Below are 20,647 nucleotides of genomic sequence, written 5' to 3'. Positions count from 1 at the left end.
TCGGGAACGGGCAATTGACAAAAATTGCCGTGCCGGGCGGCTCCAGGTTTTTTGTTGACCCGAATGCGATGGTATTGTCCATGCCGAGTCCGGCTCTGTCTACCCATTCCCGCTCCGCCCGGTTGAATGGCATTTCCTCGCGGTCCATGGCAAAAAAATATTGCCGAAAAAATTCTCCGAGCGTGGAGAAAATATGGCGAAACCGGCCAATAACCGGATAGTTGCGCCGCACCGCATCCTGCTTCTGGGTAATATCGATCATGAAGATTATGACGATTGCCGCGAAACCGGTCCCCAGCAGCAATATGAAAATATAGGTCAGCACGCTCAACACGCCCAATAGGCCATCCGTCATCAATCATCCCTTCAAAAGCATTGCTAGCCTAGCAGTTTACACTTGCCCGACAAAGCTTCGCGCGTTTGAACGCCTGGGTTACGGCAGCAGCGGGATTTGCTGCGAGATACAGTGAAAACTACCGCCACCGCGAAGCAAGGACCGGCTGGATAGTCCGATCACCTTGTGGTCGGGAAAAAGTGCAGCGATCTGATCGACTGCGTGCTCGTCCTTTGCACATCCATATTGCGGCACGGCGACGACGCTGTTGCCGATATAGAAATTCATATAGCTGGCGGGTGCGACATCGCCGTCGATTTCATAACGACCCGCCGAAGGCAATCGGACCACGCGCAGACCTGACGAGCGGGCTCGCCTTGCAGCATGCTCGAAAATCTGTGCATTGGGATCATCGGTATCGTCGGCCTGCGGTATCGCAAGCGTGCCCGGTGCAACGAAGCGGGCAAGATTGTCGACATGACCATCGGTGTGGTCGGCGATCAGACCGTCACCGAGCCAGCAAACATCCGCCGCCGCCAATGCTTCGCGCAACCGCTCGGCCGCTTTCTCCCTGGAAAGCGCGTCATTGCGATTGGGATTGAGGACGCATTGTTCGGTCGTGATCAGTCGGCCGGTGCCATCACCGTCGATCGCACCTCCTTCCAAAATCCAGCCCCGTTCCGTGGTCGTCAGGCCAAAATGCTCTGCCAGCCGCGCACCAATATCCTGGTCGCCAGCCATTGCATATTTGCCGCCCCAGCCGTTGAAACCAAAATTCTGACCGATAAGGCCTTCTTGTCCGACAACAAATATCGGTGCGGAATCGCGCAGCCAGATATCGCCAAAGGGTTGGACGACAATGTCCACGCCGGACTGGGCCAGCGCGCGCGCTGTCTCCCCGTCAGCGGGGGTTCGGCAGACCAGAACCACACGCTCTCCCGCGCCCTGATCCGCGACCGCATTGGCAAAGGCCGCGACTTCCCGCTGCGCCTCGCCCAGTCCGACCGGCCACTCGGCCGGATCACCGGGAAAGCCGATCCACACCGCCAGATGCGGCTCCCACTCTGCTGGCCATCTCATCCTGCCGTCATCCGGAACGGTTACTTGCCCGCGCGGCTCTGATCCCTAGTGGCCCGGAATTCATCACCTTCGTTCCAGTTGGGCCAATCCTCGGTCATCGCCAGCATTCGGCCAACGGTATAATAGACTTTCAGATCTGCCATCACGCCGGTCCAGTCCCAGTCCGGGTCATATTCGTCTTTCGGGCCATGGTAACGGTTGTCCCCATAATCTTTACCCGCAGCTTCACCCGCTTCCCGGCCGCCGTCAATCAGATCGTCACCGCCTTCAAAATAGATCATGGGCACGCCTAGCTTGGCAAAGCTGAAATGATCGGAGCGGTAGTAAAAACCCTTCTCCGGCGTCGGCTCGGCTTCGGCAATGCGTCCGTCGTCCTTCAGCGCCGCCTCCAGATAATTGTCCAGTTCTGATTTGCCCTTGCCCACCACAACCACATTTTTGGCCGGACCGGCCATGCTGAAGGCGTCCATATTCACACCGCCCACCGTCTGGCTGAGCGGGTAAATCGGGTTGTCCGCATAATATTTGGAGCCGAGAAGGCCCGATTCTTCCGCCGTCACCGCCAGAAAGATGATGCTGCGGTCCGGCGCGCCGGCTTTGACATAGGCCTCCGCCAGCGCCACCAGCGCGGCGGTGCCGGTCGCATTGTCGATCGCCCCATTGCAGATATCATCACCATCCTCAGCCGGTTTGCACCGCCCCAGATGGTCCCAATGGGCTGTATAGATGACATATTCGTCCGGGCGGGTTTTGCCCTTCAACAGGCCGACGACATTCTTGCTGTCGGTTTTCTTGATCCCGTTTTCCAGCGAAGCCGAGGCTTGCAGCTTCAGATCAATCGCCTTGAACCCTTTTTTCTTCGCCGCTGCCATTTGCGCGGTCAGATCCTGACCGGCCGCAGCAAAAATTTTCGCCGCTGCCTCTTTCTGGATCCAACCGTTCAATTTGGTCTGGTCCGCGCCGCCATTGGTCGACTGGGCATAAAATTGCTCACCGGTCCAGCTCGATTCCACGACGTTCCAGCCATAAGATGCCGGATCCGTATCATGGATGATAAGCGCCGCCGCAGCACCCTGCCGGGCCGCCTCCTCATATTTATAGGTCCAGCGGCCATAATAGGTCATCGCCCGACCACCAAAATCGCCTTCGAGACTTTCGGTACCGAAATCGGGATCATTCACCAATATGATGACCGTCTTGCCCTTGACATCGACGCCCTCATAGTCGTTCCAGCCGCGCTCTGGCGCGCTGATGCCATAGCCGACAAATACCATGTCGCTGTCGGCCACTGCAATTTTCGGCTGTTCCTGATAGCTTGTGGCAACATAATCGCTGCCATGTTCAAAGGACAGTTCGCTGTCGCCGCCGGTGATTTTCAGCGGAGAGATATTTGTCGCGGTGATACCCACCAGCGGCACATCCTGGAACCAGCTCTCGCCATTACCCGGCTCCAGCCCGGCCGCCGCAAATTTTTCTGACAGCAGCTTGATCGTCTTTTCCTCACCGGCCGTCCCTGGTGCACGGCCTTCATAGGCGTCAGACGAAAGTTCTTCCGTGATCGATTTCATCGTTTCAACCGACAATTCCGGCGCCGCGATTTCTGGAAACGCTGCCGACGCATCCCCCTCCTCTTCAATCTGTGTGCAGCCCACAAGCAAAAGTGAGGGCAGGAGAAGTCCCGACAGCGACCGTTTCAACATCATGCATTACCTTCTGAAAATTTCAGTTTGGAAAATCGTTGCATGACCAATGGCAGACGATTTTCGGCAAGGCAAGAAGCGTGACAATCGAAACATCGAGGGTTGCCAAACAATCTGGAGTGGGCGATGCAGCAAACTTGTTGTTTTATAAGGGGGAGTTCTTATGTTGCGTATCCATACATTGTTAGTCTCAGTTGCAGTTGCTTCCGTCATCGTCAGCCCCGTTGCGTTCGCTAACGAAAAAGCCAAAATTTTCGGTGCTATGCCGGCTGTCCGGGATATCAGCATCTCCCCTGATGGGAACAAAGTCGCCTTTATCTCTCCGGGACCAGGAAGACAGATCGATCTTTATTCGATTGATCTCACCAAGGGTAACATTCCGGTTCGTGTCACGACATCGTCAGGCGAACCAGAAAAACTCTCTTGGTGTGGCTGGGTGTCAAATGAGCGTTTGGCGTGCAAGATTAACGCGATAGAGGACTATGCGGGCACATTATATGGCTCATCAACTGTTTTCGCGGTCAACGCAGATGGAAGCAAGCCCGTGTTGCTGACCAAGAAACAGGGAAGAAATGCAATCGGCTATAACCTTGGAGGTGGGGATATTATCGACTGGTTGCCCGGCCAGGATAATATGGTGATGATGTCCCGATATCATCTGGCTCAGGAAAAAATTGGTTCTCGGATCTCGAACATAAAAAATGGCTTGGCGGCTGAAATGATCGACACGGAAACCGGTAGAACAAAATTTTCTGAACGTCCTTCCGGAGAAACGATCGAATATATAACCGACGGTCTCGGAAACGTACGTATCAAAGGCATGCGCACCAAATTGGGTGGGACAGAACTTGACAGCGGCGAAATTAAATATTTCTATGAACTGGATGGTAAATGGGTTGCTATGGGCGAACTGAACTATGCCAAACGCACTGGCTTCAACCCATATGCCGTTGATCCCAAAAGCAATCGCGCCTTTGGTTTTCAACCGATAGATGGGCGCAAGGCGCTGGTTGCAGTCGATTTGGACGGCGGTAACGGCCGCGAAGTCATATTGAAGCATGATGAGGTCGATGTCGATGGCTTGATCCGGATTGGTCGCGACAACCGAGTGGTCGGCGCAAGCTATGCCCTGGAACGGCGGACAGCAGTCTATTTTGACAACGAGCTCGCATCACTTGCTACTGCATTGGGGAACGCCTTGGGAGAGGATTATTCAATCCACTTTGCCGATGCAAATTTGGGAGAAACCAAATTGTTGATCTGGGCAGGATCAGATGTTGATCCTGGCCAATATTTCCTATTTGACAAAGAAACGAAACAGTTGCGCCCGTTGCTGGGGGTTCGTCCGATTGTCGAAAATGCGGATCTGGGTCGCGTCAAACCGGTGTCCTATCCAGCGGCTGACGGGACCATGATCCCGGGCTACTTAACGCTACCATCGGGATCAACCGGAAAGAATCTGCCAGCTATCGTTATGCCGCATGGAGGGCCGGAAAGTCGTGATGAATGGGGATTTCACTGGCTGGCACAATTTTATGTCAGTCAGGGTTTTGCTGTATTGCAGCCAAATTTCCGCGGCTCGGCCGGCTATGGCGATGATTGGTACAAGATCAACGGATTTCAATCCTGGGAGACATCGATTGGCGATGTCACCGATGCCGGCAGATGGCTTGTGGCGCAAGGCATTGCGAAACCCTCTGCTCTCTCAATCGTGGGATGGTCCTACGGCGGATATGCCGCGCTGCAATCGGCTGTTCTGGCTCCAGACTTGTTCAAGGCAGTTGTCGCAATTGCTCCGGTCACGGATCTCTCAACATTGAAAGGCGATGCCAGAGGATATTATGATGCCGCCGTAGTTCGAGATTATGTCGGCAATGGTCCTCATGTAAGCGCGGGGTCCCCTGCCCAGAATGCATCCAGAATCACTGCGCCCGTGATGTTGTTTCACGGTGACTACGACAGAAATGTCGAAATTCAGCATTCGAAACTCATGGAAAAAAAGTTGAAAGATGCTGGAAAATCAGTGACCTTCATTGAATATAAAGGCTTGGCGCACGGGCTGGAAAATTCGGCAGTTCGCATCGACATGCTGACCAAATCAGCGGCCTTTCTCCCGAAGTAACGACCTCACAAACCAAACGAAAAAGGGCGGCACATGATGGCCGCCCTTTTCCTTTGATATGAACTGAAAACAATCAGCGCGAATAGAATTCGACGACCAGATTGGGTTCCATGGTCACCGGATAGGGCACTTCATCCAGTGTCGGGATGCGGACATAGGTTACCTTGTCCGTGCCATCGGGTGCCACATATTCGGGAATATCGCGCTCTGGCAGGCTCTGCGCTTCGATAACCAGCAGCATTTCCTGGGCCTTGGTGCTCAGCGAAATCACGTCACCAGGCACAACTTTGCGCGAGGCAACATTACATTTGACGCCATTAACGCGGATATGACCGTGGCTGACAAGCTGACGGGCAGCAAAGATGGTTGGGGTGAACTTGGCCCGATAGACAACCATGTCGAGGCGCTGCTCGAGCAGGCCGATCAGATTCTGGCTGGTATCGCCTTTCATCGCTGCGGCTTCCTTATAGGCGCGGCGGAACTGCTTCTCCGTCACGTCGCCATAATAGCCTTTCAGCTTCTGCTTGGCGCGCAGCTGGATACCGAAGTCGGACAGCTTGCCCTTGCGGCGCTGACCGTGCTGGCCTGGACCATAATCGCGGCGATTGACGGGGGATTTGGGGCGACCCCAGATATTCTCGCCCATACGGCGATCGAGCTTATATTTGGAACTGGTACGTTTGGTCATGTCAATGACTCCTAATTTGCTATTTCATTCGTCCCGGAATGCACCGAAAGAAGCGAGTTCTAACGCGGCCACCGCTTCACCGGGGTGCGGGGCCAATTGCAAGTGCGCGCCTATGACTAGCAAACCTGCGATTGTCAACCGTCTTGGCCCGCGAAAATTGTGCGGATTTCCGCAACAGCTCTCGACTCTCAATCCGCCGATGATTAATGCGCAAGGATGACCCATCTCAAATCCTTGCCACCCATGGAAACCATGACCGATGTCCGCGAGCAGGTGGACCGGATCGACGCCGAAATTATCGCATTGATGGCGCAGCGGTTCGCATGCATGGATGCCGCTGCCCGGATCAAGCAGGATCGAAACATCGTTCGCGATGAAGTCCGCAAGGCAGCCGTATTGCAAAACGTCAAGCGGCTGGCCGAGGAGGCACGCATTCCGGTGCCGACGGTGGCAGCGATCTGGGAGATGCTGGTGGAAACGTCGATTGGCTATGAATTGCAGAAATGGGATATGATCCGAAAATAGCTGCTTGATCTACTGCTTTTCCGCCTTGTCCTTTCGCGGCGGTCTTTCCAGCGAAGAAATAATGCCCCGCCATGTCTTAACCTCTTCATTCGTCCAGGCTGGCTTTGTCAGCATGTTGCGCAGCGTGACTTTCGTCGCTACCGCTCGCTCAAGCGGATAGAAATAGCCGTTTTTGTCCAGAGCCCGCTCGAGATGCTCGTAAAACATGTCCAGCTCTTTCTGCGGAGCCGGCTCGGCCATCACCTTTTCCAGCGTCGGTTGGACGTTGGCGACGCCCTCCAATTTGGAGAGTTCATAGGCGACAAGGATCACCGCCTGCGCCAGATTGAGCGAACCAAATTCGGGGTTAATGGGTACCGTAATGATCTTGCGCGCCAGTTCTACATCGACCACTTCCAGGCCGGACCGCTCGGGCCCGAACAATATTGCGCACTTGCCGCTCGCTTGCGCCATGTCTTCCGCAGCTTCCCAGGGCGTAAGGACAATCTTGGTCATACCTCGTTTGCGGACGGTTGTCGCATAAACGTGGGCACAGTCCGCCACAGCTTCAGCGGTAGTTTCAAAGATTTTCGCCTGTTCCAGCACCTGATCTGCGCCCGAAGCCGATGGTCCGGCGGACGGATTGGGCCAGCCATCCCTGGGCTTGACAATGCGCATTTCCGTCAGCCCGAAATTGAGCATCGCGCGCGCCGCTTTTCCGATATTTTCGCCGAGCTGCGGATTGACCAAAATGATGGCGGGCTGGCTGTTCACGCCCCGCCGACGTCTTTCACGCTACCGGCAAATTCCTTGAAATCCTTGGCTTCGGTGAAATCCTTGTAGACGGAGGCGAAGCGGATATAGGCGACGCTATCGAGCGCTTTCAGGCCGTCCATTACCATCTCGCCAATTCTCTTGGACGGAATTTCGGTCTCGCCGCTGGTTTCCAGCTGACGCTGGATTCCGGATACCAGCTGATCCATCTGTTCTTGCGCCAGACCGCGCTTGCGGCAGGCGAGCGAAACCGACAGGTCGATCTTCGAACGATCAAAGGGTTCCTTGCGGTCCTTGCTTTTCACAACGGTGATTTCGCGCAATTGCACGCGCTCGAACGTCGTGAATCTTGCACCGCAGCTCTCGCACTGCCGCCGGCGTCTGATCGTTGTATTGTCCTCGGTCGGACGGCTGTCTTTTACCTGACTGTCGTCATGAGCACAAAAGGGGCAACGCATGGTGGAGCTTTCTGATCAAGCCGGATAAATCGGGAAACGATCACACAAGGCCTGGACCCGCTCGCGCACGTCCGCTTCCACGGACGGATCGCCGCCCTCGCCTTTTACCCGCAGGCCCTCCAGTACATCGGCAACCATATCGCCGATCATCCTGAACTCAGCCGGTCCAAAACCGCGGGTTGTACCAGCCGGAGAACCCACCCGGATGCCGCTGGTTTTCATCGGAGGCTGCGGATCATTGGGAATGCTGTTCTTGTTGCAGGTGATGCCTGCCCGCTCGAGTGCTTCGTCGGCGTCGCGCCCGGTAATGCCAAGCGGAGTCAGATCGATCAGCGCCAGATGGGTGTCAGTGCCGCCCGCCACGACATCGGCGCCCCGTTCCTTCAGCGTCGCCGCGAGAATCTTGGCATTTTCGATAACAGCAGCAGAATAGCTTTTGAATTCCGGACGCAGTGCTTCGCCAAAGGCGACTGCCTTGGCAGCGATCACATGCATCAGCGGACCACCCTGCAAACCAGGGAAAACCGCCGAGTTTATTTTCTTGGCAATGGCTTCATCATTGGTCAGGATCATGCCACCGCGTGGTCCGCGCAGAGTCTTGTGAGTCGTGGTTGTGACAACATCGGCAAAGCCTAGCGGACTGGGGTGCAGTCCGGCAGCGACCAGTCCGGCGAAATGCGCCATATCAACCATGAACAACGCCCCTACCGCATCCGCAATGGCCCGGAATTTTGCAAAATCAATCTGCCGGGGATAGGCAGAACCACCGGCAATGATAAGCTTTGGCTGATGCTCCTTGGCCAGAGCCTCTACTTCGGCATAGTTGATCAGATGATCATCATCATTGACGCCATATTGGATGGCATTGAACCACTTGCCCGACTGGGCCGGCTTTGCTCCGTGAGTCAGATGGCCACCGGCATCAAGCGACATGCCCAATATCGTATCACCCGGCTTGGTCAGCGCGAGCATCACCGCACCATTGGCCTGGGCACCGGAATGCGGCTGAACATTGGCAAAGCCGCAACTGAACAGATGCTTTGCGCGTTCAATCGCCAGCGTCTCGACATCATCCGAAGGGGCGCAACCCTGATAATAGCGGCGCCCGGGGTAGCCTTCGGCATATTTATTGGTGAAGACAGAACCCTGTGCCTGCAGCACAGCCCTAGAAACAATATTTTCCGAGGCGATCAACTCAATCTGGTTCTGCTGGCGCGACAATTCAGCATTGATCGCTCCAGCAACCGCTGGATCGCTTTCGTCGACCGAAAAATCAAAAAATCCGGTCTGTCTAATGTCCTGCATATCTGCAACGTTGCTCATGCGCTTACTCCTTCAACTGGTGGTGCGGACAATTTATCGACCCGGCGTTGGTGCCGGTCGCCGCCAAATTCTGTTTTCAGAAAGACATCAAGACAGTCTTTCGCAATTTCGATGCCCACAAGTCTCGCACCCATGGCAATGATATTCGCATCATTATGTTCCCGCGACAGTTTGGCCGAGAGACCTTCGGAAACCAGAGCGCAACGACAGGCCGGATTCCGATTCACCGCAATCGAAATACCGATGCCTGATCCGCACAGTGCGACCCCGCGTTCCGCACGACCGGATGCCACTGTCTCGGCCAGCTTATAGCCGTAGTCGGGATAGTCGACGCTGTCCGTCGACATTGGACCGAGGTCGGAAACCTCGTGGCCTGCATCTTGCAACCAATCCACGAGCGCCGCCTTCATATCAAGGGCGGCATGGTCGGAGGCAATGGCGACGCGCATAGGCTGTTCCTGTGGTTAGAATCGATGGGCCGCTATTTAGTAGAGAGTCTAGTGATAGGCCACTAAATATTTGATGCGCCTCGTCATGCGAAGCGTGAAGAAGCGTCAACCCCGGCGAAGGCCGGGGTCCGTTTCCCTATCTAGACCTGCTTGGATCCAAATGGTCTAAGACCGGCCCCGGGAAGAGGATAACCCCCCGGATTAACTTCGTCAGATCTCCATCTGACTACCCAGTTCCACCACGCGGTTGGTAGGGAGCTTGAAAAATTCCATCGCGGTGGCCGCGTTGCGCAACAGCCAGGCGAAGAGTTTCTCCCGCCAGATCATCATTTCGGGCTTTTTCGAGGGGAGCAACGTCTGCCGCGACAGGAAGAAACTGGTTGTCATCATGTCGAATTCCATACCGCATCCCTTGACCTCTTTCAGGGCCTCCGGAACATCGGTTTCCTGCATAAAGCCGAAATGGAGGATAAGACGGTAGAAGCCATGACCCAGATCCTTCACTTCACAGCGCTTGTCTGAGGCAACGGTCGGGATGTCCTGAATATTGACGGTCAGGATGACGACCCGCTCGTGAATGACCTTGTTATGCTTGATATTGTGGAGCAGCGCGGATGGCACACCGGCGGAAGAAGACGCCATAAAAATTGCGGTTCCCGACACCCGGGTGGCACTGTTGGCAGCAGATTTTGTGAAAATTTCGATCGGCATAGCCGCTTCTGCCATATTCTTGCGCATGATCTTGCGGCCTTTGGCCCATGTGGTCAGGATGATGAAACCGACACCGCCAACCGCTAGCGGGAACCAGCCGCCATCAGGTACTTTTGTCAGATTGGCCGCAAAATAGGCGCCATCGACAATGAAGAATACGGCCAGCAGCGGCAATGCGTACCAAAGTTTCCATTTCCACAGGACAATCATCACGACCGCCAGCAAACATGTGTCGATGAACATCGCGCCGGTGACCGCGATGCCGTAGGCAGATGCAAGATTGCTTGAGTTCTGGAAGGTCAGCACCAGCAGGATAACCGCAATCATGAGGGCCCAGTTGATGAACGGAATATAAATTTGTCCCGCTTCCGACGCGCTGGTGTGCTTGGTCGTAAGGCGTGGAATGAAACCTAGCTGGATCGCCTGGTGGGTAACCGAGAATGAACCAGAAATCACGGCCTGACTGGCGATGAACGTCGCCATTGTTGCCAGGATCACGAGCGGCAAGCGCAGCACTTCGGGTGCCATGATGAAAAACGGGTTCCTGATCGCTTCGGCGGCGCCCGCGGCATCAAGAGAGAGGATCATAGCTCCCTGTCCGAAATAGTTGCACAGCAAAGCCGGCATCACAAAACCGTACCAGGCGATGCGCATTGGTTTGCGGCCAAAATGTCCCATATCGGCAAAAAGGGCTTCGGAGCCGGTGACAGCCAGAACAACAGAACCCAGAGCCAGAAAGGCCTTGAACCCGTCGGTCAGGAAAAACTGAACGGCGTACCAGGGATTGAAGGCAACAAGAATGCTCGGATGGGCGACAATCTGGATGATGCCGAGCGTTCCGATGACAAGGAAATAAACGAACATCACCGGCGCGAATAATGCTCCGATTTTTGCCGTGCCGCGGGACTGGAGCAGAAACAGGAAGATCAGCAGCGTCAGTGCGATCGGAATGACCAGATGCCCCAGTCCGGGCTGCACAACGGTCAAACCTTCGACTGCGGAGAGTACCGAGATTGCGGGCGTAATCATGCTGTCGCCGTAAAAAAGTGCAGTCGCAAAAACGCCCAGCAATATGGCAAGCCAGCCATATTTGGATCGTCGCATCGCTCCTGAAATCAGCGCCACAAGCGCGAGACTACCGCCCTGGCCCTTGTTGTCCGCCCGCATGGTGATCGTGACATATTGGATCGTCACCACCAGCGTCATCGACCAGAAGATCAGGCTGACCACGCCAAGCACATGGATCCGGTCCAACTCCAGCGGATGCGCGCCGATGAACGTTTCGCGAAACGCATAAAGCGGGCTGGTACCGATGTCGCCGAACACGATTCCAATCGCGCCAGCGGCCAGCTTGGCTATCGCTGAATTGCGCTGCGGCGAGCCGTGGGTTTGCAACGTGCCACCTGGCGCGTCTGCGCTATCTTTTGGTTCTGCGGACATTGCTTGGCCGTTACGGCGTACCCCGATCAATTTGAACAAAATAGGCGGATTACTTACATTCGTTTCAGCAGGCGCGTGCGCTTAGCACCGGCAATTAGCAGGCGCAACATAACGACAGAGGAACAATATCAACCAATTGATAATACGAGATTTTTACTGGGTCAAGTTGGTATCCGGGGCTACCGGAAGCGACGGTTGTATCTGTTCCATGGTTGCGAGCCGCGACTCGAGGTCCGCTCGCCAGGGGGCGTCTTCGCTGCTCCGGGCCAGCAATTCGGTCCAGATTGCGCGCGCCTGATCGATCTTTCCCGACTGCGCATAAGCCAGTCCCAGAAAAAACGGCGGCCCGGGATGTTCGGGTGACAGATCTGCAGCTTTCTGAAAGGCGAATTGTGCGGCAGGGGTGATCACACCATCAGCATGAACGACCAGGGCATTGCCCAGACCGACCCAGAGATCGGGATCATCTGGATGTTCTTTCACTCCGTTGCGCAAATAATTGGCGGCCGCTCCATGCTTTCCGGCGCGATTGAGCGAGTCGGAAAAAATCAGCCATTCCTGAGCCGTGCCGAACCGTTCGCCCAAATCGTTGCGCGCATCAATGGTGTCATCGTTGAAACTATTGGCTTTTTCCCTGGGCTCGATCGAGACGCCAGCCATGCCGGGATTTCCCTGCCAGGCATATCCGGCAACACCCAGCAACAGTGCGGCAGCCGTGATTTCATAGGTGGCCCGAGATAATTTGCCAAATTTGATCAACAGGCCGCCAGAAATCAGCACGAAAAGAAACAGGATAATCCAGCCCATCATTCATCATCCTTGGAATTGCGAAACCGTCCGCGCGCGAGCCACAAGGCCGCGAGCAACAGAATGATTGGCGCAAACCACAGCGGCCATGTCACCGCTGCCGAAATCGGCGGATCATAGGTAACCCAATTCCCGTAGCGCTCGATCAGCCAGTTTCTGACTTCGTTCGGCGTTTCACCCGCTGCAATTCGTTCCCGCACCTGGCTGCGCATATCGCCCGCCATAGGGGCATTGCTGTCGGAGATCGACTGGCTCTGACATTTCAGACAGCGCAACTCTTCCATCAGTTCGGCGGCAACCGCCTCTTGCCGGGGATCTTCCAGTTGCCGGTCGGCATAAGGCGCAGGTGGCAGGCCGGTTTGTGCGGCAATAGGTGCCGCAAGGCAAAGGGCCAGCAGGACAAGATATCGCTTCATCCCGCTTCCTCCAGCAGTTTGATCAGCTTGGCGACATCTTCTTCGCGGATATCGCCGATATGCTGATGCACGATGATGCCATTGCCATCGATCACGAAGGTCTCCGGCACGCCGGACGAACCCAGTTCCAGTTGCACCTTGCTTGTCGTGTCGGTTCCGATCCGCGTATAGGGGTTGCCCCAGCGATTGAGAAAATTGGCAATATCCTCCGGCGTGTCACGGCTGGCAATCGCATTGATTTCAACACCGGCCCGCTGCAACGCCAGTAATTGCGGCGCCTCGGCGATGCAAGGCACACACCAACTAGCGAAGATATTGAGCAGAGTCGGCTTGCCCCCGGAAAGGTCGGAACTGCTCAATGCGGGGCTTTGCGCAATCGCTGCCGGCAAAGCAAATACCGGCATCTCTTTGCCGACCATCTTGCTTTCGATGATATTATCCTTGGGCATAATCAAGCCGGTAGCGACCGCGGCAAAGAATAGGCCGAACAGCACGAGCGGCAACCAGAGCAACCAGCGGTTCATAGCATCGCCTCGGCAAATTCCCGCTGCTTGCGTTGCTGATAGCCCCGGCGTAACCGGCCGATCATCGCCAGCAGGCCGCCCAGTGAGATCAATATTCCGCCATACCAGATCAAGGGCACGAATGGCTTCCACCAGACCCGTACCTGCCAACGATCTTCACGGTCCCCTTCGCCCAGCACCACATAGAGCTGTCCGTTCCAACGAGTCAGCAACGCGGCCTCGTTGGTCTCAGTCTGGGCAGCCGCAAACATGCGGTTCTGCGGTTTGATTTCATGGAGTACGCCATCGCTATATTGCGCCGTCATCCGGCCTTCGAGCGCGGTCCAGTTCGGCCCGGCCACCGGTTCAATCGCTTGGAACTGGAGCTTCCACTTGTTCACGGTGATTTCATCACCCGGTTTCGCAGCGACCAGCCTTTCCTCGGTAAAGCTGGATTCCGAAGCCATGCCCACCAGCGCCACGGCCACACCGAAATGGGCAATGATCATGCCATAAGTGTGCATCGGCGTGCGCCGCAAATTTCGTTTCCATAATGGCGCAAAACTGGCGACCGCAACGCCGGCTGCCAGCGCCAGACCGAGAAGCGAGAGGATCGACATGCCGGTGGTAAATGCGACGAGCACAAACAGAGCCGCAGCGACCACCAGCACGGGGATGGATATGCGATTCAGCAATGTCTTCGGATTGTCGCGTCGCCAGCGCAGCAAAGGTCCGGCTGCCATGACCGCCACCAGCAGCAGCGCCAGTGGACCGGTGGCCAGATTGAAATAAGGCGGTCCGACCGAGAGTTTTTCACCGCTCACCGCTTCCACCAGCAACGGATAGAGCGTGCCGATGAACACCAGCGCCAAAATGACCGAAAGCAACAGATTATTCGCAACCAGCGCGCCTTCGCGGCTGATCAGTTCGAACCGGGAGCCTTCTTTCACCGTACCGACCCGCAGCGCGAACAAAGCCATTGCCCCGCCGATATAGATGGCGAGCAGGGCCAGAATGAAACTGCCTCTTTCGGGGTCTACCGCAAAGGCGTGCACGCTGGTCAGAATACCGGAACGGACCAGGAATGTCCCGATCATGGACATGGAAAAAGCAACCACGGCCAGCATCAGCGTCCAGGCCCGCAACCCGTCGCGAGTCGCCAACACGGTCACCGAATGGAGCAAGGCGGTCGCCGCCAGCCAGGGCATGAGCGAGGCATTCTCGACGGGATCCCAGAACCACCACCCACCCCAGCCCAGTTCGTAATAGGCCCAGTAGCTGCCGGCGGTAATGCCTAGGGTCAGGAAAATCCATGCACCCAGCACCCAGGGCCGCATCGCTTTGGCAAAAGCCGGTCCGACATCGCGGGTGATCATCGCTCCGACGGCAAAGGAAAAGGCCACCGAAAGCCCTACATAGCCAAAATACAGCGTCGGCGGATGGAAAGCGAGACCAGGGTCCTGCAGCAGCGGATTAAGCCCCTGCCCATCCGCCGGAACCGGGAACAAACGTTCAAACGGATTGGATGAAACCAGCAGGAATGCATAAAATCCAAGGCTGATGAATGCCTGTGCCGCCAGTGTCGCCACCAAGGTTCTTTTTTCCAGCGAGCGCTCGAACATGGCGATGAAGGCACCCGCCATCCCCATGACCGTAACCCAGAGCAGCATTGATCCTTCATGATTGCCCCAGGTTCCGGCAAATTTATAGAGCAGCGGTTTCACCGAAGCGCTATTCATCGCCACCAGCTTGACCGACATGTCGGAGCGCAGGAACAACCAGATCAGCAGTATGAATGAGATAGTCACAAATACGCCTTGGGCAACTGCCACTGGCCGGATCGCAGCATAATAATCGTCTCGCTCCGTCCGTAGACCAATCGCGCCCAGCGCGAATTGCAACAGCGTCAGGGCGGTCGCTAGCCAGAGCGCGATCAGGCCGGTTTCTGCAATCATTGAACGAGCGTTTCCGTCTTGTGCTGGCCGGCGGTCATATCAATACCCTCCAGTTCGCGGGGAATATAATTTTCATCATGCTTCGCAAGCAGCGTCTCGGCAACGAACATACCATTGCCATCGAGCCGGCCATCGGCAACCACACCCGAACCCTCAATAAACAGATCCGGAGTGATTCCGGTATAGGTAACAAGCTGCTGTGCGGTACCGTCCTGCACGATGAACTGCACCGTGATGCCATCTGCAGAACGCTGGATCGAGCCTACTTCGACCATGCCGCCCAGCCGGATTGCCACACCCGCTGCCGGTTGTTTATCCGCAATATCGGATGGCGTATAGAAATAGCTGGCCTGATCCTGCAGCGCATAGGCAGCCATCAGCCCGGCACCGATCAGTGCAACCAGCGCCAGCAGCACCAGGGTCAGCCTTTGATGCTTTGCCTTCATCGTCTTTTGCCCAATTGATCTGCCTTGCTTTCTGCCTTGCGCATGGTCGCATAGCTGCTCACAATAACCGCTGCCGTGGCGATCATCACTATGGCATAAGAGGCAATGACAAAAGGCCAGTGATTCATTCGGCTGCCATCCTTCTCAGCCGGGCTTCGACCTTGATCTCTGCCAAAATGCCCCGCATGCGCATCAGGACGATTGCCCCGAACAGCAAGCTGAAGCCAATTACATTTACCATCAGGGGCCATAGAAAGGCGCTATCGATCGAAGAACCACTGGTGGTAATGCTGGCCGGTTGATGCAGGCTGTTCCACCATACGACCGAACGGTTGATGATCGGGATATTGATCGCTCCCACAATGCCGAAAATGGCGGTTACCCGGGATACACCCCCCTTGTCGCCGCTGGCATTGGCTAGCGCGATATAGGCCAGATAGAGGAAGAACAGGACCAGCACTGAGGTGACACGTCCATCCCACACCCACCAGGTGCCCCATGTCGGCCGGGCCCATATCGAACCAGTAATGAGCCCTAGTGCGGTAAACAAAGCTCCGGGAACGGCGACGGCCCGAGCGGCCACCGCCGCCAGTGGATGCCGCCAGACAATCTGCATCACGCTGGCGATCGCGATCGCCGTCCAGCCGCCCATGGCGAGCCAGACCGTCGGCACATGGATATAGAGAATGCGAACGCTATCGCCCATCAACCTGTCTTCAGGCGCATAAAGCAAACCATAAGCGGAACCGAACAGGACCAACAATATCCCGCCGACCAGAAACCAGAAGGTCAATGGCCTGGCCAGGTTCAAAAAACGGGTGGGGTTTGCAAATGCGTGCATGGATTGAGCGGTGATTGCCTCGAGCTAGAACGCGTCCAGTGTCATTGCGTCAATTCGATGGCAGAAGCACGGCCCAGCGACAAGTGTTTTTGCGTTTTTCTCTCTGATCGGGATATTGCAAAGCATAGCGGGAGCAACGGCTGGAGACCGCTAAGGCTGGATTGCGCCGGTCAATTGGTTCGCCCGCGCCAGCGCCGCACGATAGTCGGTTTCGAACAGCACTTCTGCCCCATCGTTCGAAAGTCCGATGCGGGCGAGCATCTCGCGCGGCTGGTTCTGCACACCGGACAAGATAATCCTGGTACCAGACAGCCGTGCCTGTTCGACAAATTCCTCGATCATCGTGACGCCGCTGGCATCGAGCATCGGCACAAGCCGCATGCGCAGGATGATGACCTTGGGCGTGCGGCCAATCTTGCGCATGGCATCTAACAATTCTCCCGCCACCCCGAAAAAGACCGGTCCGCTGATCCGGAACACTTCCACATCCCTGGGCAGTTCGTCCCGCTGGGCCGGATCGTCGTCATTCAGACTGCTATCCGGGATCATGGAATTCCCGTTTTCCAGCAATACGGTTTCGCTCATCCGTGCCATGAATAACCATGATGCCAGCGTAACCCCCACCCCAATCGCCACGGTCAGATCGACAAACACGGTCAGGCCGAATGTCAGCAACAATATCGCGCGGTCGCCGTTGGGCATACGCAGGAGCGCCACGAACCGGTCCAGTTCACTCATGCCCCATGCGACCATGAACAATATGGCGGCGAGCGCGGCCATCGGTACATAAGCCATGAAGTCACTGGCAAACAGGATGAACAGCAGCAGGAATAGCGCGTGCATCATCCCCGCCACGGGCGTCTTTGCGCCAGCCTTGATATTGGTTGCCGTCCGCGCGATCGCTCCGGTTGCTGGCAAACCGCCAAAGAGCATCGACCCCAGATTGGCCACGCCCTGGGCAATCAGTTCCTGGTTGGAACGGTGACGAGTGCCGGTCATGCCGTCGGCGACAACGGCAGAAAGCAGCGCCTCGATTCCGGCCAGAAAGGCGATCGTGAAGGCCGAAGGAAGCAGTTCGACAATGACCGCCCAAGAGAGGACCGGCAATGATGGCATGGGCAATCCCGCAGGCATGTCCGGAAAGCGGGTCCCGATCGTTTCGACCGGCAGCTTCAACAGCGCAACCACAACCGAGGCCAGAATGATTGCGATCAGGAAGCCTGGCAGTCTGGGAGCGAATTTCTTGAACAATATGATCGCAGCGAGAGCGCCCAGTCCGACCAGCACCGTGGCAAAATGAACAGAAGACATTGCGCCGAAATAGGCCTGCCATTTCGGCAAAAATTCGGCAGGAACATTGTCCAGCGACAAACCGAGAAAATCCTTCACCTGGCTGGTGGCGATGATCACCGCGATTCCGGCAGTAAAACCCGTTACCACCGGATGCGGAATGAATTTTATCAGTCGGCCGATCCTGAATGCGCCGGCCGCGATCAGGATGAGCCCCGCCATTAAGGTGGCAACCAACAGTCCATTATAGCCATGCAGCGCGATTACATTGAATATGACGACAACAAAGGCGCCTGTGGGGCCACCGACCTGAACCCGCGAGCCGCCCAGAAATGATACCAGAAATCCGGCAATAACGGCTGTGACCAGACCCTTGTCGGGTGATGCGCCGCTGGCTATGGCAAGCGCCATGGATAAAGGCAGAGCGACGATGGCAACGGTCAATCCGGCAATTGCGTCGGATTTGAACAGGCCGAAGTCATAGCCTTCACGCATGGTCGTAAACAATTTGGGGGTGAAGCTATGCACCTGAGCGGTTCGCTATCCGTCGTCCGTTTCCGGCTTCGCCTGATCGAATAATATTGAGCCGATACTCTGTACAGGTTTGCCATCCATCGTCTCGCGCAACCGCACGCCGCGGCCGATACCGATGCTGGAGGCATTCTCGCCAATCAGCTCGATACCACTATTTTCCAGCGCACCGATGACCTTGACCAGCGTATCGACAACACCGCGCACCTGTCCGTCAGAGGCCTCCATGCGCTGAATCGTCGGCAATGATAGCCCCGCCAGGGCGGCCAGCTGTCGCTGATCGATACCCAGCAAGGCCCGCGCTGCCCGCATTTGTTGAGACGTGATCATCATTTTCACCCAATTTGATATATGAAACATCAATTATCAGTATTAACAATTTATTCTAAGTCTGTATAGTGATCTTTCGAGTTGGATGACGTCCTGGTGGTGCGCGGCCTGGCGGGGTCAGCAGGCCCACGATCGCAATTGGATCATCTGGCGAATGCCGAAAACGCAGTGGGCGCAGAAATGGCAGCCACTAATTTAGCGAAAATGAGACAGGGTAAATTGATGGCCGGATTTGAAACTTTGCTGGACAGAATAGACGATAATGAGCGCCGTGAAGATGGCGCGGCCACGCCCATAGCGGAAAAACCTGCCTGCCCGGCTTTGCCGAAAACGGCATTTCAAGCCGCTGTCAGGGGTCTGCGGGGCCATTGCCCCAGTTGCGGTGAAGGCCGGATGTTTCCCAGTCTGCTCAAGCCGATCGCCCAATGTCAGATATGTGGCCAGGACTGGACCCATCAGCAGGCAGATGATTTCCCTGCCTATGTGGCGATCATCCTGACCGGGCATATCATGGCACCCGTGATCATCTATATGGTTGGGGAGACCGATTTTTCCATGGAAATCAATCTGGCGATCATAATCTTCCTGGCGCTGATCCTGATCGGTGCGTTGCTACAACCGGCCAAAGGAGCGATTATCGCCCTGCAATGGTGGATGGGATTGCACGGATTTGAAAAACCCGTTCGCCCAGTGGAACCACTGGCTTCAGATGATTGAAAAAATCATCTGCAACAGCATGAAATAATCCAGTCTCCAGACCGGACCGCACGCTACCTGCCGATCAACTCCATCGCCATATTGTCCGTGACTTCGGAGTCCGGCAATTTCTGCGCGGCGCTTTGCGCCCATATCGCGGTCAGTCGTTCCGGGATCATTGCCACCCGCCGGTTGACTTCCTTGACATCGCCATCACCAAGATATTCCAGGCCGACGCTGATGATGCCGCCGGAATTGATCACATAGTCCGGTGCAAACAGGATGTTCCGATCGAAGATTCGCTGTCCGTCCTCGGGCGTTGCCAGCTGGTTATTGGCACCGCCGGCGACAATCGGAACGTTAAGATGGGCAATAGAAACCTTGTCCAATATCGCGCCCAAGGCATTGGGACTGAACACATCTGCCTCGATCCGCATGACTTCGTCGAGACCGACCACCGTCGCGCCCGTCTCCGCTGCCAGGGCTGCGGCATGGTCCTTGTTGATGTCGGCGATGCTCAGCTTGGCACCGTCCTTGGCTAGCAGACGAGCGAGTCCGCCGCCCACGCTTCCCACGCCTTGAATGGCGACATGAACACCCTCCATCGAGTCGCGTCCCAGCTTGTGCCCCACCGCAGCCTTCACCCCCAGATACACGCCCATTGCGGTAAACGGGCCAGGGTCACCACCGGCTTCACCGCTTTTGCTGACCGGCAGACCCGAGACATATTTGGTCTCTCTGGTCAAAGCGACCATGTCCGCAGCGGTTATACCCACATCCTCTGCGGTCACATATTGCCCTCCCAGTGATTCGATCATCCGGCCGAAAGCGGCTAGCATTTCCGGAGTTTTTGTCCGGTTACGGTCAGCGAGAATCACTGCTTTTCCACCGCCTAGCGGCAGACCGGCCATGGCATTTTTAAAGCTCATGCCGCGCGACAGTCGCAGCGCATCGGTTACGGCAGTTTCGCGATTCTCATAATGCCAGAAACGGGTTCCGCCAGCACCGGGACCGAGATGGGTGCTGTGCAAGGCGACAATCGCGCTAAGGCCGGAGTCGACATCATGAAAAAAATGGACCGCTTCATGGTCGTCATAATCCGGCAAATCCCACATCACGCTCATGCTATCATCCCTGGCAAATTGAAGTAATTAAATATCCCATAGCCGTAATTTAATTACAAATAAAGAAAGAGTTTCCGATCCGGCCATGTGGTGATGACCTTGCCGTTCTTCAGCTTCTTCTGGGA

21 protein-coding genes and 1 pseudogene are annotated in these 20,647 nt (G+C 55.9%); 3 read left to right on the top strand and 19 right to left on the bottom strand.

Going from position 1 to position 20,647, the window contains the following annotated elements:
• The 3 genes and pseudogenes from ACEW8J_RS09245 to ACEW8J_RS09235 form a co-directional block, all read right to left on the bottom strand.
• Nucleotides 1-355 (bottom strand): annotated as a pseudogene (locus ACEW8J_RS09245) (hypothetical protein); the annotation flags it as partial.
• Between the two features lie 78 nt (nt 356-433).
• Nucleotides 434-1,414 carry an agmatine deiminase family protein gene (locus ACEW8J_RS09240; protein ID WP_373491346.1) on the bottom strand — a complete coding sequence of 327 codons (981 nt, stop codon included), beginning with the start codon at nt 1,412-1,414 and terminating at the stop codon, nt 434-436.
• 20 nt (nt 1,415-1,434) lie between these two features.
• The gene (locus ACEW8J_RS09235) at nt 1,435-3,117 is read right to left on the bottom strand and encodes a M28 family metallopeptidase (protein WP_373491345.1); all 1,683 of its coding nucleotides are present in this window, start codon (nt 3,115-3,117) and stop codon (nt 1,435-1,437) included.
• 160 nt (nt 3,118-3,277) lie between these two features.
• Here ACEW8J_RS09235 and ACEW8J_RS09230 point away from each other — a divergent pair, with 160 nt between their 5' ends.
• The gene (locus ACEW8J_RS09230) at nt 3,278-5,236 is read left to right on the top strand and encodes an alpha/beta fold hydrolase (RefSeq protein ID WP_373491344.1); all 1,959 of its coding nucleotides are present in this window, start codon (nt 3,278-3,280) and stop codon (nt 5,234-5,236) included.
• Nucleotides 5,237-5,309: 73 nt separating this feature from the next.
• Here the strand turns inward: ACEW8J_RS09230 and rpsD are convergent, their stop codons facing one another.
• Nucleotides 5,310-5,924 carry a 30S ribosomal protein S4 gene (gene rpsD, locus ACEW8J_RS09225; protein WP_373491343.1) on the bottom strand — a complete coding sequence of 205 codons (615 nt, stop codon included), beginning with the start codon at nt 5,922-5,924 and terminating at the stop codon, nt 5,310-5,312.
• Between the two features lie 216 nt (nt 5,925-6,140).
• On the opposite strand from rpsD, the gene ACEW8J_RS09220 reads away from it, so the two are divergent.
• On the top strand, nt 6,141-6,449 hold the full coding sequence (locus ACEW8J_RS09220; RefSeq protein ID WP_373491342.1) for a chorismate mutase: 309 nt from the start codon (nt 6,141-6,143) through the stop codon (nt 6,447-6,449).
• Between the two features lie 9 nt (nt 6,450-6,458).
• Here the strand turns inward: ACEW8J_RS09220 and ACEW8J_RS09215 are convergent, their stop codons facing one another.
• From ACEW8J_RS09215 to ACEW8J_RS09150, 14 genes are all read right to left on the bottom strand, one after another.
• Nucleotides 6,459-7,202 carry an RNA methyltransferase gene (locus tag ACEW8J_RS09215; RefSeq protein WP_373491341.1) on the bottom strand — a complete coding sequence of 248 codons (744 nt, stop codon included), beginning with the start codon at nt 7,200-7,202 and terminating at the stop codon, nt 6,459-6,461.
• Complete coding sequence (gene nrdR / locus ACEW8J_RS09210) at nt 7,199-7,660, bottom strand: transcriptional regulator NrdR (protein WP_373491340.1); 462 nt, start codon at nt 7,658-7,660, stop codon at nt 7,199-7,201. Before nrdR ends, ACEW8J_RS09215 begins: the two co-directional genes overlap by 4 nt.
• Nucleotides 7,661-7,675: 15 nt before the next feature.
• A complete protein-coding gene (glyA, locus tag ACEW8J_RS09205; RefSeq protein WP_373491350.1) occupies nt 7,676-8,965 on the bottom strand; it encodes a serine hydroxymethyltransferase in 1,290 nt (429 codons plus the stop codon).
• A 14-nt stretch (nt 8,966-8,979) separates the two neighbouring features.
• Nucleotides 8,980-9,432, bottom strand: coding sequence for a ribose 5-phosphate isomerase B (rpiB, locus tag ACEW8J_RS09200; protein WP_373491339.1), 453 nt, complete (start codon nt 9,430-9,432; stop codon nt 8,980-8,982).
• A gap of 210 nt (nt 9,433-9,642) precedes the next feature.
• A complete protein-coding gene (locus ACEW8J_RS09195; protein ID WP_373491338.1) occupies nt 9,643-11,583 on the bottom strand; it encodes a potassium transporter Kup in 1,941 nt (646 codons plus the stop codon).
• A 153-nt stretch (nt 11,584-11,736) separates the two neighbouring features.
• On the bottom strand, nt 11,737-12,393 hold the full coding sequence (locus ACEW8J_RS09190; RefSeq protein ID WP_373491337.1) for a tetratricopeptide repeat protein: 657 nt from the start codon (nt 12,391-12,393) through the stop codon (nt 11,737-11,739).
• The gene (locus tag ACEW8J_RS09185) at nt 12,390-12,806 is read right to left on the bottom strand and encodes a cytochrome c-type biogenesis protein (protein WP_373491336.1); all 417 of its coding nucleotides are present in this window, start codon (nt 12,804-12,806) and stop codon (nt 12,390-12,392) included. Before ACEW8J_RS09185 ends, ACEW8J_RS09190 begins: the two co-directional genes overlap by 4 nt.
• Nucleotides 12,803-13,330, bottom strand: a complete 528-nt coding sequence (locus ACEW8J_RS09180; RefSeq protein ID WP_373491335.1) for a DsbE family thiol:disulfide interchange protein — start codon at nt 13,328-13,330, stop codon at nt 12,803-12,805. The genes ACEW8J_RS09185 and ACEW8J_RS09180 overlap by 4 nt, the downstream gene beginning before the upstream one ends.
• The gene (locus ACEW8J_RS09175) at nt 13,327-15,264 is read right to left on the bottom strand and encodes a heme lyase CcmF/NrfE family subunit (RefSeq protein WP_373491334.1); all 1,938 of its coding nucleotides are present in this window, start codon (nt 15,262-15,264) and stop codon (nt 13,327-13,329) included. The genes ACEW8J_RS09180 and ACEW8J_RS09175 overlap by 4 nt, the downstream gene beginning before the upstream one ends.
• The gene (ccmE, locus tag ACEW8J_RS09170) at nt 15,261-15,710 is read right to left on the bottom strand and encodes a cytochrome c maturation protein CcmE (RefSeq protein ID WP_373491333.1); all 450 of its coding nucleotides are present in this window, start codon (nt 15,708-15,710) and stop codon (nt 15,261-15,263) included. The genes ACEW8J_RS09175 and ccmE overlap by 4 nt, the downstream gene beginning before the upstream one ends.
• Nucleotides 15,707-15,838: a hypothetical protein gene (locus ACEW8J_RS09165; protein ID WP_373491332.1), complete on the bottom strand. Its 132-nt coding sequence runs from the start codon at nt 15,836-15,838 to the stop codon at nt 15,707-15,709. The genes ccmE and ACEW8J_RS09165 overlap by 4 nt, the downstream gene beginning before the upstream one ends.
• Entirely contained in the window at nt 15,835-16,551 is a 717-nt protein-coding gene (gene ccmC / locus ACEW8J_RS09160; protein ID WP_373491331.1) for a heme ABC transporter permease CcmC, read from the bottom strand. The genes ACEW8J_RS09165 and ccmC overlap by 4 nt, the downstream gene beginning before the upstream one ends.
• A 150-nt stretch (nt 16,552-16,701) precedes the next feature.
• The gene (locus ACEW8J_RS09155; protein WP_373491330.1) at nt 16,702-18,336 is read right to left on the bottom strand and encodes a SulP family inorganic anion transporter; all 1,635 of its coding nucleotides are present in this window, start codon (nt 18,334-18,336) and stop codon (nt 16,702-16,704) included.
• 45 nt (nt 18,337-18,381) lie between these two features.
• Complete coding sequence (locus tag ACEW8J_RS09150) at nt 18,382-18,702, bottom strand: helix-turn-helix domain-containing protein (protein WP_373491349.1); 321 nt, start codon at nt 18,700-18,702, stop codon at nt 18,382-18,384.
• A 222-nt stretch (nt 18,703-18,924) separates the two neighbouring features.
• On the opposite strand from ACEW8J_RS09150, the gene ACEW8J_RS09145 reads away from it, so the two are divergent.
• On the top strand, nt 18,925-19,419 hold the full coding sequence (locus ACEW8J_RS09145) for a DUF983 domain-containing protein (RefSeq protein ID WP_373491329.1): 495 nt from the start codon (nt 18,925-18,927) through the stop codon (nt 19,417-19,419).
• Nucleotides 19,420-19,472: 53 nt separating this feature from the next.
• Here ACEW8J_RS09145 and ACEW8J_RS09140 read toward each other — a convergent pair whose 3' ends face one another.
• On the bottom strand, nt 19,473-20,522 hold the full coding sequence (locus ACEW8J_RS09140; protein WP_373491328.1) for a Leu/Phe/Val dehydrogenase: 1,050 nt from the start codon (nt 20,520-20,522) through the stop codon (nt 19,473-19,475).
• Nucleotides 20,523-20,647 lie beyond the last annotated feature (125 nt).

Origin of the sequence: Parasphingorhabdus sp., assembly GCF_041748495.1 — a bacterium.
Lineage (GTDB): Bacteria > Pseudomonadota > Alphaproteobacteria > Sphingomonadales > Sphingomonadaceae > Parasphingorhabdus.
The sequence above is the reverse complement of the archived record's forward strand: the minus strand, read 5'-3'. Positions and strand labels throughout refer to the sequence as shown.

Excerpts from the sequence above, each read along its gene's own strand:
- ACEW8J_RS09230 (WP_373491344.1), top strand. The coding sequence starts at position 3,278 with ATGTTGCGTATCCATACATTGTTAGTCTCAGTTGCAGTTGCTTCCGTC.
- ACEW8J_RS09235 (WP_373491345.1), bottom strand. The coding sequence starts at position 3,117 with ATGATGTTGAAACGGTCGCTGTCGGGACTTCTCCTGCCCTCACTTTTG.
- ACEW8J_RS09155 (WP_373491330.1), bottom strand. The coding sequence starts at position 18,336 with ATGCGTGAAGGCTATGACTTCGGCCTGTTCAAATCCGACGCAATTGCC.
- ACEW8J_RS09220 (WP_373491342.1), top strand. The coding sequence starts at position 6,141 with ATGACCCATCTCAAATCCTTGCCACCCATGGAAACCATGACCGATGTC.
- ACEW8J_RS09150 (WP_373491349.1), bottom strand. The coding sequence starts at position 18,702 with ATGATCACGTCTCAACAAATGCGGGCAGCGCGGGCCTTGCTGGGTATC.
- ACEW8J_RS09240 (WP_373491346.1), bottom strand. The coding sequence starts at position 1,414 with ATGAGATGGCCAGCAGAGTGGGAGCCGCATCTGGCGGTGTGGATCGGC.
- ACEW8J_RS09185 (WP_373491336.1), bottom strand. The coding sequence starts at position 12,806 with ATGAAGCGATATCTTGTCCTGCTGGCCCTTTGCCTTGCGGCACCTATT.
- ccmE (WP_373491333.1), bottom strand. The coding sequence starts at position 15,710 with ATGAAGGCAAAGCATCAAAGGCTGACCCTGGTGCTGCTGGCGCTGGTT.
- rpsD (WP_373491343.1), bottom strand. The coding sequence starts at position 5,924 with ATGACCAAACGTACCAGTTCCAAATATAAGCTCGATCGCCGTATGGGC.
- ACEW8J_RS09180 (WP_373491335.1), bottom strand. The coding sequence starts at position 13,330 with ATGAACCGCTGGTTGCTCTGGTTGCCGCTCGTGCTGTTCGGCCTATTC.
- glyA (WP_373491350.1), bottom strand. The coding sequence starts at position 8,965 with ATGCAGGACATTAGACAGACCGGATTTTTTGATTTTTCGGTCGACGAA.
- ACEW8J_RS09195 (WP_373491338.1), bottom strand. The coding sequence starts at position 11,583 with ATGTCCGCAGAACCAAAAGATAGCGCAGACGCGCCAGGTGGCACGTTG.
- ACEW8J_RS09145 (WP_373491329.1), top strand. The coding sequence starts at position 18,925 with ATGGCCGGATTTGAAACTTTGCTGGACAGAATAGACGATAATGAGCGC.
- ccmC (WP_373491331.1), bottom strand. The coding sequence starts at position 16,551 with ATGCACGCATTTGCAAACCCCACCCGTTTTTTGAACCTGGCCAGGCCA.
- ACEW8J_RS09175 (WP_373491334.1), bottom strand. The coding sequence starts at position 15,264 with ATGATTGCAGAAACCGGCCTGATCGCGCTCTGGCTAGCGACCGCCCTG.
- ACEW8J_RS09140 (WP_373491328.1), bottom strand. The coding sequence starts at position 20,522 with ATGAGCGTGATGTGGGATTTGCCGGATTATGACGACCATGAAGCGGTC.
- ACEW8J_RS09190 (WP_373491337.1), bottom strand. The coding sequence starts at position 12,393 with ATGATGGGCTGGATTATCCTGTTTCTTTTCGTGCTGATTTCTGGCGGC.
- nrdR (WP_373491340.1), bottom strand. The coding sequence starts at position 7,660 with ATGCGTTGCCCCTTTTGTGCTCATGACGACAGTCAGGTAAAAGACAGC.
- rpiB (WP_373491339.1), bottom strand. The coding sequence starts at position 9,432 with ATGCGCGTCGCCATTGCCTCCGACCATGCCGCCCTTGATATGAAGGCG.
- ACEW8J_RS09165 (WP_373491332.1), bottom strand. The coding sequence starts at position 15,838 with ATGAATCACTGGCCTTTTGTCATTGCCTCTTATGCCATAGTGATGATC.